This window comes from Kocuria marina (genome assembly GCF_000786655.1).
Classification (GTDB): Bacteria; Actinomycetota; Actinomycetes; order Actinomycetales; family Micrococcaceae; genus Kocuria; species Kocuria marina_A.
In genome coordinates, this window is record NZ_JROM01000011.1 from 108941 (window position 1) to 121757 (window position 12817).

General features: G+C 68.1%; 11 protein-coding genes. 1 reads left to right on the top strand and 10 read right to left on the bottom strand.

Features of this window, described 5'->3' with window-relative positions:
* Positions 1-41 precede the first annotated feature (41 nt).
* The gene (locus AS25_RS02170) at positions 42-1220 is read right to left on the bottom strand and encodes a polysaccharide pyruvyl transferase family protein (protein WP_035960865.1); all 1179 of its coding nucleotides are present in this window, start codon (positions 1218-1220) and stop codon (positions 42-44) included.
* 208 nt (positions 1221-1428) lie between these two features.
* On the opposite strand from AS25_RS02170, the gene AS25_RS02175 reads away from it, so the two are divergent.
* Positions 1429-2922, top strand: a complete 1494-nt coding sequence (locus tag AS25_RS02175; RefSeq protein WP_253270437.1) for an amino acid permease — start codon at positions 1429-1431, stop codon at positions 2920-2922.
* A gap of 94 nt (positions 2923-3016) precedes the next feature.
* Here AS25_RS02175 and ald read toward each other — a convergent pair whose 3' ends face one another.
* The 9 genes from ald to AS25_RS02220 all read right to left on the bottom strand — a co-directional run bounded on the left by ald (position 3017) and on the right by AS25_RS02220 (position 12689).
* Positions 3017-4105 (bottom strand): alanine dehydrogenase, encoded by a 1089-nt coding sequence (gene ald, locus AS25_RS02180; RefSeq protein WP_035960867.1) that lies wholly within the window; start codon positions 4103-4105, stop codon positions 3017-3019.
* A gap of 188 nt (positions 4106-4293) precedes the next feature.
* The gene (locus AS25_RS02185; RefSeq protein ID WP_035960868.1) at positions 4294-4716 is read right to left on the bottom strand and encodes a DUF3151 domain-containing protein; all 423 of its coding nucleotides are present in this window, start codon (positions 4714-4716) and stop codon (positions 4294-4296) included.
* 111 nt (positions 4717-4827) lie between these two features.
* A complete protein-coding gene (locus tag AS25_RS02190) occupies positions 4828-6462 on the bottom strand; it encodes an AbgT family transporter (protein ID WP_035960870.1) in 1635 nt (544 codons plus the stop codon).
* A gap of 59 nt (positions 6463-6521) precedes the next feature.
* A complete protein-coding gene (locus AS25_RS02195) occupies positions 6522-7916 on the bottom strand; it encodes an amidohydrolase (protein WP_084117959.1) in 1395 nt (464 codons plus the stop codon).
* A gap of 119 nt (positions 7917-8035) precedes the next feature.
* A complete protein-coding gene (fbaA, locus tag AS25_RS02200) occupies positions 8036-9058 on the bottom strand; it encodes a class II fructose-bisphosphate aldolase (RefSeq protein WP_035960871.1) in 1023 nt (340 codons plus the stop codon).
* A gap of 248 nt (positions 9059-9306) precedes the next feature.
* Entirely contained in the window at positions 9307-10680 is a 1374-nt protein-coding gene (locus tag AS25_RS02205) for a lipase family protein (RefSeq protein ID WP_253270438.1), read from the bottom strand.
* Positions 10681-10765: 85 nt separating this feature from the next.
* A complete protein-coding gene (locus AS25_RS02210) occupies positions 10766-11461 on the bottom strand; it encodes a TrmH family RNA methyltransferase (protein WP_035960874.1) in 696 nt (231 codons plus the stop codon).
* A complete protein-coding gene (pyrE, locus tag AS25_RS02215; protein WP_035960876.1) occupies positions 11454-12035 on the bottom strand; it encodes an orotate phosphoribosyltransferase in 582 nt (193 codons plus the stop codon). Before pyrE ends, AS25_RS02210 begins: the two co-directional genes overlap by 8 nt.
* Positions 12036-12065: 30 nt before the next feature.
* Positions 12066-12689 carry a thymidine kinase gene (locus tag AS25_RS02220; RefSeq protein WP_035960877.1) on the bottom strand — a complete coding sequence of 208 codons (624 nt, stop codon included), beginning with the start codon at positions 12687-12689 and terminating at the stop codon, positions 12066-12068.
* Positions 12690-12817: the final 128 nt, after the last annotated feature.

Genomic DNA, 12817 nt, shown 5'->3' on the forward strand with positions numbered 1-12817 from the left:
CCACGGGGCCCTCGCCATGTACCAGTTTTGCGCCGTCTGCCCTACCGGCCGTAGAGCTGCTTCGCCTCGTCCCGCTTGGCGTGCACCGCCTCGGCGAAGCCCGCGGGCGCCGTCAGTTCTTCCAGGGCCACGGGCTCCGGGGTCTGCCCGGCATGGATCAGCGACCAGTTGGAGCCGACGTCGATCACGGACTGGTGCTTGACGTCGTAGTACCCGGGTTTGCCGCTGAGCGCGACACCCCTGGCCCCGTGCAGCGCCGCGACCAGATGGTGGTGGAAACGGGTGGTCAGCCACACCTGGTGCGGCCCGAACGTGAAATCCCCGTCCCACGCGGCCTGGAACGGGATGAACCCGTCCGGGGCCACGACATCCCGCAGCCGGTCGAAGCCCTCATGGTCGTCCCCCGGGATGGCCTCGAGGTAGCGCACGGATCCCCGGGGTAGATCCCACCGCTGCAGCTGTGCTCGGGCGAAGTCCAGCATCCGCTCGAAGGATCCCTCCGCCAGGGTGTCCGACTGCACGCACACCACCACCTCGCTCGGCGCACCCCCGCCCTCGGCGCGGGCGGCCGACCCGTCCCCCTTGTGCCCGGCCAGGAGCCCGAGGGCCCGTGCGTGGCGGGCGTCCTCCGCGAGGAGGAAGGCGTCGTCGAACCCCATGGGCACCCCGGCGACCTGGGCGCTGGGGCGGTCCCGGACGCTGAGGTGGTCCAGGTCCGTGAGCGGGTCCCCGGCGAAGGGCATCAGCCCCTGGCCCGTGGCGACGATCCGTGCCCCCGAGACCTCCCGGACCGCCCGCATCGCCTCGACGATGTGCAGGTTCGCGGCCCAGTCCCGGTGCAGCACCCCGCCGCCCAGCAAGTGCACGGTGCCCGCTTCCCGCAGCGCGAGTAATCCCGCGTCGTACTTCGGGGACCCCAGATCCTCGATCAGGCTGCGCATCGAGCGCCCCGAGCCGTGCTCCACGTCGTGCAGCGCGCGGAAGACCGTGTTGACCACGTGCAGCCGCGGGTGGATGCCGCGCAGCAGGGCGGTGACGGTCCCCGGTTCGCGGACGTCCAGCCACACGTCCGTGGTGGGCGCGACCTTGGCCAGGTAGTTGACCCAGGTGGCGGCAATCAGCTCGTCCCCGAAATTCGGGTAGCCCGCCCACGAGATCAGGTAGATCGGGGGCTTGCGAGCGGGAGGGACCCGTCGGTGGTCCTTCAGAAGATTGCGCATGGATGCAGGGTACCCACAGGCGGAACCCAGGATTCGGGGGTTGCACGGTGTCCCCATCAGCGGGGCCATCGTCGGCTCGATGAATCACCGCGCCGAAGACATCGGCCACAACAGCGCCCGGGCAACCGTCCATCCGGTCCCGCCTGCCGTGCGCAGGATGACGGACGGCCACCACCGGCGCCCGTGCGGACGGGTAATGTTTTCTCCCATGACTGCACCCCGCCCACCCCATGACGGTCCCACTGGCGCACGCGGTTCGGCCAGTGTGATCCACGGGGGATCCCGCGAGCACTCGCCGCACGCGCCGTCGCAACCGCAGCAGGGGAGCTACCTCAAGCCTCGCCACCTGGTGATGATGGCGCTCGGGTCGGCCATCGGCACCGGCTTGTTCGTGGGGACGGGTGCGGCGATCCAGACCGCCGGGCCCGCGGTGCTGATCTCCTACCTCGTGGCGTGTCTGCTGCTCGTGCTCGTGATGCGCGCGCTGGGTGAGATGGCCGCCGCGGATCCGTCCTCGGGCGCGTTCTCGACCTATGCGGGCAAGGCCATGGGACCCACGATCGGTCGCGCCCTCGGCTGGTTGTGGTGGGCCCAGATCGTGGTGGTCGTGGCCGCGGAGGCCACCGCCGCCGCGCAGCTCGTGACCGAGATGTGGCCCTCGCTGCCCCAGTGGTTGTGGGCGTTGATCTTCATGGCCGTGTTCACGGTCATCAACCTGGTGCGCGTGGGCACGCTGGGTGAAACGGAGTTCTGGTTCGCGCTGCTCAAGGTCGCCGCGGTCGTGGCGTTCCTGGTCGTGGGTGTGCTGTTGCTGATCGGCGTGCTGCCCGCTCCGAGCCCGGGGCTCTCCAATCTCACGGAGCACGGCGGATTCATGCCCAACGGCATCACGGGGGTCGCGGCCGCGCTGCTGGTGGTCGTCTTCGCGTTCGGCGGCACCGAGCTCGTGACCATCGCCGCCGCCGAGACGGAGGACCCGCAGACCAACGTGGCCCGCGCGATCCGCACGATCCTGATCCGCATCCTGATCTTCTACGTGGGCTCCGTGACCGTCATGGTCCTGGTGCTGCCGTGGAACAACGAGGGCCTCTCCTCCAGCCCGTTCGTCGCGGTCCTCACGGAGGTGGGAATCCCCGGGGCGGACGTCCTGATGAACATCGTCATCATCCTGGCCCTGCTGTCCGCGCTCAATGCGAACGTGTATGGCAGTTCGCGCATGCTCTACTCCCTCGCGCGCCGGGGATCCGCGCCGCGCGGGCTGGCGGCCACCTCCTCGCGCGGGGTTCCCCGCCTCGCGGTGACCATCTCGGTGCTCTTCGGCTTCATCGCCGTGGTGCTCAACTACCTGTGGCCCGAGACGGTCCTCAACGTCATGCTCAACGTGATCGGCTCCACGTGCCTGGTGGTCTGGGCCCTGGCGCTGATCTCCCAGATCATCCTGCGCAAGCGCGCCGACCGCGCCGGGGTGTCCTCGCCGCTGAAGATGTGGGCCTTCCCGTGGCTGTCCTACTTCGCCCTGGCCCTGTTGGCCGCGATCGTCATCCTGGGCCTCCTGGACACCGCCGTGCGCTTCCAGCTCATCGCCACGTTCATCCTGGTGTGCCTGATCGCGCTCGCGTGCAAGGTCTTCACGAGTTCGCGCGTCCGCCCCGAGGAAACTTCCTCCACCAGCGAGGCCGACGACGTCGCACCCCGGCTCTGACCCCGCGTCACGCCGACGATGGCGTGACCGAGCGCAGATCCCGAGTCGCTCGGACGACGGCGCGCCCCGGCTCCAGGGCGCGCCGTCGGCGTCCTCAGCTCGCCGCGGGCAGGTCGGGGAAGGCCGCGGCCACGCCCGGTGAGTGCAGTTGCCCGGCACGGGTCGAGAGCCCGGCAGCCAGAGCGGCGTCGTTCTCCAGGGCGGAGTCCACACCGCGCGCCAACGCCATGACGTACGGGGACGTCGCGTGCGTGAGCGACTGGGTGGCCGTGACGGGCACGGCGCCGGGCAGGTTCGCCACGCAGTAGTGGCGAATGCCGTCCACGGCATAGACCGGGTCGTCGTACGTGGTGGGCCGGGTGGTCTCGAAGCACCCGCCCTGGTCCACGGCCACGTCCACGAGCAGCGCATGGGGCTTCACGATCGACAGGTGCTCCCGGCGCACGAGCTTGGGGGCGGAGGCGCCCGGGACCAGGACGGAACCCACGACCACGTCCGCGCGCGGCAGTTCCTCATCCAGGCGGTGGGTGTCGCTCATCAGGACCCGGGCGTGGGGGAACAGCGCGTCCAGTTGTCGCAAGCGATCGCCGTTGGCCTCGAGGATCGTGACGTCCGCGCCGGCCCCCACCGCTGCGCGGGCCGCGTGTTCACCCACGGTGCCACCGCCGATCACCAGCACGGTGGCCGGAACAACGCCGGGCACCCGACCCAGGAGGATCCCGGGGCCGCCCGCGTGGTGCTGGAGGTGGTGTGCGGCGTTGGCGATCGCCAGGCGGCCCGCGATCTCGGACATCGGGCGCAACAGGGGCAGCGTGCGCCCCACCCGAACGGTCTCGTAGGCGATTCCCGTGGTGCCGCTGTCCAGCAGCGCTTCCGTCAGCGAACGACTCGCGGCCAGGTGGAGGTACGTGAACAGTGTGAGGTCCGGGCGCAGGAAGTCGTACTCGGAGGCGATCGGCTCCTTGACCTTCACCAGCAGCTCGGCCTGCGCCCACGCGTCCTCCTGGGACGTGATCCGCGCTCCCGCCGCGCGGTAGGACTCGTCCGAGAAACCCGCGCCCTCCCCCGCGTGCTCCGCGACGAACACCTCGTGGCCTTCGGCGACCAGTGCGGTGACCATGGTGGGGGTGAGGCCCACGCGGGCCTCTTCCGGTTTGATCTCACGGGGTGCGGAGATTCTCATGACGGCGCGCTCCTCTCATGGGGCACGCGTACCCGAGGAGGTGTGCTCGGGTCTGGCGATGGGCCCCGGCTGTCCTCCCATTGTGCCCTGCGTCACCCGCACCGGCACAGGGGGCGGGGACGAATATGACCCGGGCGCCCGGTCCGTTCAGGACCGGGCGCCCGGGTCATCGCCGCAGCTGGGCGGGGTCAGCGACGCGTGATCTGCCCCGCCGCCTCCGGGTCCGAATCGTGGAGGAACTTCTCGATCCGGGCGGCCTCGTCCATCTCACCGATCTGCGCGGCGGCCTGGCCCAACGCGGCCAGCGCCCGCAGGAAACCACGGTTGGGTTCGTGGGAGTACGGCACCGCGCCGTGGCCCTTCCATCCATGGCCGCGCAACGAGTCCAACCCGCGGTGGTAACCCACCCGGGCGTAGGCGTACCCCTCCAGGGTGCGGCCGTCCGCGAGCGCCTCCTCCGCGAGCATCGCCCACGGCAACTGCTCCTTGGGGAAGGCCGCCGCGAGGTCCTCGGCCTCGTCACCCGCGTCGAGGCGGGCCGTCAGCTCGGGGTTCTCGTCCAGATAGGTGGGAGCCGGTTCGTCCAGCAGATTCTTGCCGAGCAGTGCCACAGTGGGTTCCTTTCCACGCCGAGTTCAAGGGTTCGCTGCCACTCTACGCAGCGCGCACGACGCCGCTCCACGCCGTTCGCGCACGACGTCACCGAGCGCCGTCGAAGCGGCTCAGTGCGTGATCATGATGCCCACTCCCGGACCCAACGGCAGGCCGAGGAAGTAGAAGACCATGAGAATGAGAACCCACACCACCCAGAAGGGGACCACGAACGGAATCATCCTGGCCATCACCGTCCCCAACCCGGCAGAGGGTTCGTACTTACGGAGCATGGCGAGCAGCACGACCATGTAGGGGTTGAGAGGGGTCATCACCTGCGTCGCCGAGTCACCCACGCGGAACGCCGCCTGGATGAAGGCGGGCTCGAATCCCAGGATCCCGAACATCGGCACGAAGACTGCGGCCATCAGGGTCCACATGGAGGATCCCGACACGATGAACAGGTTCAGGATCGAACACAGAATGATGAACCCGATGATCACGGGGAAGCCGGTGACACCTGCGTTTTCCAGACCCGATGCGCCGGTGACCGCGATCCAGGAACCGATCCCGGACCAGTTGAACAGCGCGATGAACTGCCCCAGGATGAACGCCAGGACCAGGAAGGACGTCATGTCCTTGAGAGCTGCTCCCATCATCACCGGGACGTCCTTGAATCCCCGAACGGTCCCCGCAATCCGGCCGTAGACGTACCCGCTCACGGAGAAGAACACGAAGATGATGAAGACGATGGACGCCAGCAGCGGTGATTTGGGGAGGAAGTTCCCGTCTTCGTTGCGCCATGGTGAGCTCGGCAAGAGTGCGAAGACGGTCAGTGCCACACCGATCAGCACGAACGTCACACATGCCCACAGAAGTGCCTTTTTCTCCCTGGGGGACAATTCGGCCTCGACCTGGGGTTCCCGGGATTCCGCAACGGTTTGCTCGTCCCCCACGATGCGCATGGCGCGGGTGTCGGTCATGAGCTGACCCGTCTCCGGGTTGACCTCGTCCCTGGACACCCCCGCTCGCATGACTCGCGGTTCCACCACCTTGTCGATGACGAACCCCGCCACGCAGGAGAGTACGAGCGCCGCGACGATGTTGAAGTAGTAATTGGACAGCGGGTTGACCTCGGTGGCGTGATTCGCGAGCGCGGGCACGGTCGGGATCACGGCGTTGGTGATGCCCGCGAACAGGGCATCGAGCGACGTCGGGAAGATGTTGGTGGAGTAACCAGCACCGGCCGAAGCGAAGCCGCCGAGCAGACCTGCCACCGGGTGACGGCCGGCTGCTTTGAACGCGAGGGCGGCCAGGGGCGGAATCACTACGAACGCGGAATCGGCCATGATCGACCCCACCACGCCCACGAAACCCACGGTGTACGGCAGCAACCAGCGCGGGGCTCCACCGATCGTGAATCGGATGGCCGCGGCCAGGAACCCGGACTTCTCCGCGATCCCGATCGCCAGCAGAATGGTGGCCACGGTGACCAGCGGCGGGAACCCGATGTAGTTCTCACCCAGGGTCGTGGTGAACCACGCGAGACCTTCCCCGGTGAACAGACCCTTGATCGCCAGGGAATCATCCTTCCCCGGTACGTGTACGACCACGTTGCCCCAGGCCATGGCGGTGGACACGACCGCCGTGATGAGGAACAGGATGGTGAACAGGGCGAAGGGCTCGGGCAGCTTGTTGCCCACCCGCTCGATACCGGTGAGGAGTCTGTCTCCCACATTCGATCTCTTGGTCGCGGTGGCGGTCATGTGTACTCCATCGAGGTCAGTGGTCGAAAAATGTCGATGCGTGGCCCGCCGGCTCCGGTTCAGTCGAAATAGCTCTCCACGGCAATGCCGCCCCCGCCGGCGTGGAAGTCATCACGGACGTGTTGAGCCAGTGCATCATCGACCAGATAGTCGAGAGCCACCGCTGCCAGTCCGTAGGCGCCGTCGACACCCGCAGCTTCTGCCTGCGGGGTAGCTGCAGCAGCCGCGAAATCCCGGGTGTGCAGGCCCATGTCCTGGTCCGTGATGCTGATCAACGGGTGGATACCGGGAATCCGATAGCTGACGTTGCCGAAGTCCGTGGACGCGGCCAGCACCTCGGACACAGTGCCCGCCGGGTAAGGATCGCGCCCGCGGCGTCGCTGAGCGAGGACCCACCGATCGGAGAGGGGCGAATTGCCCAGCACGGGAAGGGCGGCGGGGGACGAATCCCAATCGATCTCGACATCCACCCCGGCCATCAGCGCGGCACCCTGGAGAACCTCGGTCACCCGTTGGGACAAGGCCTTTAGGGTCGCAGGGCGCTGGGAACGGACGTACAGCTGCAGGGTGGCTGCCTCGGTGATGATGTTGGGGCGTTCTCCGCCCTCGGGTGGTACGGCATGGATCCGATCGGTGGGCGGGGTCTGCTGTCTCAGCAGGCCCAGCCCCTGGTAGGCGAGCACCGCGGCGTCGAGAGCGTTGCGTCCCATGAACGGGTGCGACGACGCGTGAGCTGCCGCACCGCGATAGTGCACCGTGCACTGACGGCGACCGAGCCACACCTGGTCCACGAGATCCGCGATGTAGGAGTGCACCATGACCGCGGCGTCGATACCCTCCAGTGCACCTGCTCTGGCCATGATCTCCTTGCCACCTTCACCCTCCTCTGCGGGCGTTCCCAGGTAAACCACGCGGCCGGAAAACGCGGAGGGTGTGCCCCGGATGAGCTCGACGAGTGCCACGAACGCACCCAGGCCGGTCACGGCGATCACATTGTGTCCGCAGCCGTGGCCGATACCGGGCAGGGCGTCGTACTCCGACATGATCGCGATGGTGCGGTGACACGCCGGGTCGAAGTCCTCGGAGGTCACCTCAGCGCGAATGGCGGTGTCCAGACCGAAAGCGGGGTTCTCCGCGGGAATGTCATGGTCCGCCAGATGATCCACGATCAGCTTGACCGCACGATGTTCCTGGAACGCCGTTTCGGGGTTCTCATGCAGTTCGTGCAGTACGTGACCGAGCGCCGCGGTCTGGCCGTCGATCAAGGATTCGAGACGCTCGTGCAGCTCATCCGCTGCGCCGTCGTGGCTGGCCAAGTGATGTTTCAGCTCGTTCTTACGGCGTTCCGTGTCCTGCTCGAGCTGTTCGAGGTAGGCCCGGGAGGGCTCGGAATTGATCGTCAGGTGGTGGCAGTCGCGGTCTGGGGTTTCTTCCGGTGAGTGGCTCGTTCCCATACTTGGGGAGCGTAACAAGTGATTCGAATCACCCAGGAGAGCGACCCTGCGGTGTCGCGGCCCGAGACACGACGGTGCCCCGCACCACGGGGTACGGGGCACCGGAGGAGCCGGGGGACCTACTTGATGGAGGTACCCGCGGAACCGAGGTTCTGGCACGCTTCCACCACGCGGGCGGCCATGCCGGTCTCGGCCTCGGCGCCCCACACGCGGGGGTCGTACTTCTTCTTGTTGCCGACCTCGCCGTCGACCTTGAGGACGCCGTCGTAGTTGTCGAACATGAACCCGGCCACGGGGCGCGTGAACGCGTACTGGGTGTCGGTGTCCACGTTCATCTTGATCACGCCGTAGGACACCGCGTCCGCGATCTCCTGCGCGGTGGAGCCGGAGCCGCCGTGGAACACGAGGTCGAACGGGCGGTCCTTGCCGATCTTGGCGCCCACCTCGTCCTGGATCTGCTTGAGCAGTTCGGGGCGCAGGCGCACGTTGCCGGGCTTGTACACGCCGTGCACGTTACCGAAGGTCAGCGCCGTGATGTAGCGGCCCTTCTCGCCGGCGCCCAGGGCCTCGATGGTCTTCATGCCGTCCTCGACGGTCGTGTAGAGCGTGTCGTTGATCTCGCCGACGACGCCGTCCTCCTCGCCGCCCACGGCCCCGATCTCCACCTCGAGGATGATCTTGGCCTTGTGGGTGCGCTCCAGCAGTTCCTGGGCGATCTTGAGGTTCTCGTCCAGGTCGATCGCGGAACCGTCCCACATGTGCGACTGGAAGATGGGGTCCTCACCGCGGGCCACGGCCTTCTCCGACTCGGCCAGCAGCGGCAGCACGAAGCCCTCGAGCTTGTCCTGGGGGCAGTGGTCGGTGTGCAGGGCAATGTTGACGTCGTAGTTCTTGGCGACCTCGCGAGCGAACGCGGCCATGGCCAGCGAGCCGGTCACCATGTCCTTCACGGAGGAACCGGACCAGTAGGCCGCCCCACCGGTGGACGCCTGGATGATCCCGTCCGAACCCGCCTCGGCGAAACCGCGGATCGCGGCGTTGAGGGTCTGGGAGGAGGTCACGTTGATGGCCGGGTAGGCGAAGCCCTTCTCCTTGGCCCGGTCGATCATCTCGGAGTAAACGTCAGGGGTTGCGATGGGCATGAAACACTCCTTCTACTGGGTTCCCGATGCACGGCTGGACCGTGGCCTGAGGCCTGTTTCCAGTCTAGGCGACGGGTCTGCTCGTGACCCGGGACGGCACCGCAAAATTGCGGCCCACCACGGGATGAACCGTGGCGGGCCGATCGTCTCAGAGCCGCGCCGTGGTCACGCCGCCGTGACCACGTGCGGACCCACGGGTGACCTCCTCGGTGGGTGCGCGGCGCCCGGGGGTCGTTGCCCCGTGGCGCTCACAACCGCCAGCACGAGCTGGTCTGCGGGATGCCCTTGAACCGTGCGTCCAGGTAGACGAGCATCGAGGGAATGCCTTCCAGAGAGGCCCCCACATGGGTGGGCGTGGCGAGCGTCTGCATGGAGACGTTCACGCCGGAGGCGCACCATTTCTGGGCGAGCCGTCGGCCCGACTGGTAGGGCACGACGTCGTCCGCCACGGTGTGGGCGATGCGCACCGGGACACGAGGGTGGCGGCCCGCAGCACCGATGGTCTGCTCGTCCAGGTACGCCTTCAGAGCGGGGTCCCCGAGCAGCTGGGAGAAGGAGCGCCCGTCAGCCGTGAGCTTCTCGGACGGCACCAGGGCGTCGGCGAGGACGGTGCCCACCAGGCAGCTGTCCTGGGCCTTGTCATAGCGCCTCTGTCCTTCCGCATTGAGTCTGTCCCGAACCGCCACCCCGGAGTCCTCGGCCGCCCCCATCACGTAGAAGGACAGGCCGGAGAAGAGAGAGGAGTCGATGTGCTGACCCGTGAGTGTGAGGTCCGCGGGCGGCGCACCCACCCAGGCACTCTTGAGCTGCACCTCTGGGGCGTACTCAGGGGCGCTCTCCGCGGCTGCAGCCGTGGCACCGCCGCCCTGCGAGTATCCCACGGCGGCCACGGGGGTCTTAGCGTCCACTCCCTCCATGCCGAGCTGCTGCGCACCGCGCACGGCATCGAGCACGGCGTGAGCCTGGTCCACACGGTTCATGTAGGTGTGGGCGCCGTCAGTGCCCAGACCGATGTAGTCCGGGGCCACCACGTTGTAGCCGGCATTGATCAGACCGGCCAGGCTGAGGCCTTCGTAGTTCGTGCCCATGGCCATCTGACGGGACGGCGCGCACGAGTCACCCATACCCTGGGTGCCCGAGGACAGCACCACGAGCGGCCGTGGGCCGGGCTTGCGCCACGCCGCCTTGGACTGCAGCACGGTGCCCGTGGTGGCCACGGCCTGGTTCTTGCTGTTGGTGGTCCTGTACATGATGCGCGTGGCGGACGCATTGGGCTTGATGAGCTTGACGGGGTCCAGGTAGAACGTGGACGGCTCCGAACGCACCACACCCCCGTTGGCGGCAGGCAGCTGCGCCGGGGTGCTGTAGAAGTCCGTGTCCGTGGAGCTGCGGAGCTTCTTCAGCGCATCCTCGCGAGCAAGATCATCGCGGGTCAGACCCTGCTCCTGGAGCTTCTGGTCCTGCTCGCTGCGCGGCAGCTCGGAGAAACCGCCATCCGGTGCGGAGCCTGCTGCGCTCTGCGCATTCGCGGGCTGCAGTCCAGCAAGCAGCAGCCCAACGCCCAGGGTGAGGGCACCCGCAGAACGCCGCAAGGACGATGGCCGTGTGGTCGAGGCAGCCATGAGCATGCGAACCTTTCATCATGTGATTCAACTCACATGACCCTACGGTAACTTCTGCCTCCTGGCTATGGTCGGCTGGCGTTTTTCACGCTCCCGCGCCCTTCGTGACGTCGGACGAGGGCGCAGGACGCTGCTCGAACACGTGGCGGCGGATCCATGCATGCATGGTCACGGCGGCGGCCGCTCCGGCGTTGATGGAGCGGGTGGAGCCGAACTGCTCGATGGCCAGCACCGCGTCCGCCTCCGCGACGAGCTCCTCGGAGACCCCCGGGCCCTCCTGACCGAACACCAGGACGCAGCGTTCGGGCAGCTCGAACGTCTCGAGCAGCTGGGAACCGGGGACGTTGTCGATCGCGAGCACCGCGAGTCCCTCGCCGCGTGCCCAGGCCGTGAACTCCGCGACACTCGCGTGGTGGCGCACGTGCTGGTAGCGGTCCGTGACCATGGCTCCGCGGCGGTTCCAGCGGCGTCGCCCGATGATGTGCACCTCACGAGCCAGGAACGCGTTGGCGGTGCGCACCACGGAGCCGATGTTGAAGTCGTGCTCCCAGTTCTCCACCGCCACGTGGAAGGCGTGGCGCCTGGAGTCCAGGTCCGCGATGATCGCGTCCATGCGCCAGTAGCGGTACTGGTCCGCAACGTTGCGGCGGTCGCCCTCGCGCAGCAGCTCGGGGTCCCAGCGCTCGCCGGCGGGCCACTCGCCCTGCCAGGGGCCCACGCCGACGACGCGGGGCGCAGCGTCGTCGTCCTGCCGAGACCCGGACGCGTCCGGCTCAGTCAAGCCCGAGCTCGTCCTTGGAGTAGGCGTACAGGCACGGGACGCCCGCGGTCTCCTCGATGCGCTCCTTGGCGCCGGTGCGGCGGTCTACGATCACGGCAACGGCCACGACGTTCGCGCCCGCCTTCTGCAGCGCCTCCACGGCGGTCAGGGCGGAACCGCCGGTGGTGGAGGTGTCCTCCACGACCACCACGTCCCGACCCACCACGCTGGGGCCCTCCACCTGACGCCCCATGCCGTAGGACTTCTGAGCCTTGCGCACCACAAAGGTGTCGACGGCGCGGCCCTGGTCCCCGGCCGTGCGCATGATCGCGTTGCCCACCGGGTCCGCGCCCATGGTGAGCCCACCGGCGGCGTCGAACGCGATCCCGGCCTCGTCCAGCAGACCGAGCATGACCTGACCCACGTACCGGGAGGCCTCGTGGTGCAGGGTCACCCGGCGCAGGTCCACGTAGTAGTCCGCTTCGATGCCGCTGGCCAGCGTGACCTTGCCCCGCACCACGGCGAGGTCCTTGATCAGTTCGCGCAGGCGCTCACGGGCGGTGGCCAGGTCCACGGGAGAGAAGTCGGTGCTCATACGGGCAGTTTACGTCTCGGGGCTAACCCCTCAGCCCAGCCTGCCGCCGGATTCTCGCAGGTAGCACGCCGCGCACAGGGACTCGTAGGTGACGGCCACGCCGTCGATGGCCACCTGGTCCCCCTCGAACACGAAGTCGTCGCCCACCTTCCGCGTGTTGAACAGGGCCTTGCGTCCGCAGCGGCAGATGGTCTTGAGCTCCTCCAAGGTGTGGGCGAGCTCCATGAGCCGCTCGGAGCCGGGGAAGGAACGGGTACGGAAGTCGGTGCGGATGCCGTAGGCCATCACGGGCACGTCCAGCAGCACGGCGATCCGTAGCAGGTCGTCCACCTGCCCGGTCTCCAGGAACTGCGCCTCGTCCACCAGCAGGCACGCCACGGGCTGGGCGTCCACGTGCTCGAGCAGGGCCTCCGGGTCATCGCCGGTGGAGTGGCGCTTGAACAGGCCCATGGCGCTCTCGCCGGGCTGGATCAGGAAGTCCACCGTGCGGGTGACACCCAGCCGGGAGAGGATTTGGTCCTCGCCCTTGGTGTCCACGTGGGGTTTGGCGAGCAGCACGCGCTGCCCGCGCTCCTCGTAGTTGTAGGCGGCCTGGAGCAGCGCCGTGGATTTCCCGGAGTTCATCGCGCCGTAGCGGAAGTAGAGCTTGGCCACGGTCGGTCAGTCTATCGCCGCCCGCAGCCACGCCTTCGACGGGCGCGGCCAGCGCTGCACGCGGCCGTCCTCGGGGGTCGCCTCGACCGCGTACTCGATCTCACCCGAGGCCGGGCCTGCGGCAGGTG

Coding starts and splice junctions, on each gene's coding strand:
- AS25_RS02170 (WP_035960865.1), bottom strand. CDS start 1,220: ATGCGCAATCTTCTGAAGGACCACCGACGGGTCCCTCCCGCTCGCAAG.
- AS25_RS02175 (WP_253270437.1), top strand. CDS start 1,429: ATGACTGCACCCCGCCCACCCCATGACGGTCCCACTGGCGCACGCGGT.
- ald (WP_035960867.1), bottom strand. CDS start 4,105: ATGAGAATCTCCGCACCCCGTGAGATCAAACCGGAAGAGGCCCGCGTG.
- AS25_RS02190 (WP_035960870.1), bottom strand. CDS start 6,462: ATGACCGCCACCGCGACCAAGAGATCGAATGTGGGAGACAGACTCCTC.
- AS25_RS02195 (WP_084117959.1), bottom strand. CDS start 7,916: ATGGGAACGAGCCACTCACCGGAAGAAACCCCAGACCGCGACTGCCAC.
- fbaA (WP_035960871.1), bottom strand. CDS start 9,058: ATGCCCATCGCAACCCCTGACGTTTACTCCGAGATGATCGACCGGGCC.
- AS25_RS02205 (WP_253270438.1), bottom strand. CDS start 10,680: ATGGCTGCCTCGACCACACGGCCATCGTCCTTGCGGCGTTCTGCGGGT.
- pyrE (WP_035960876.1), bottom strand. CDS start 12,035: ATGAGCACCGACTTCTCTCCCGTGGACCTGGCCACCGCCCGTGAGCGC.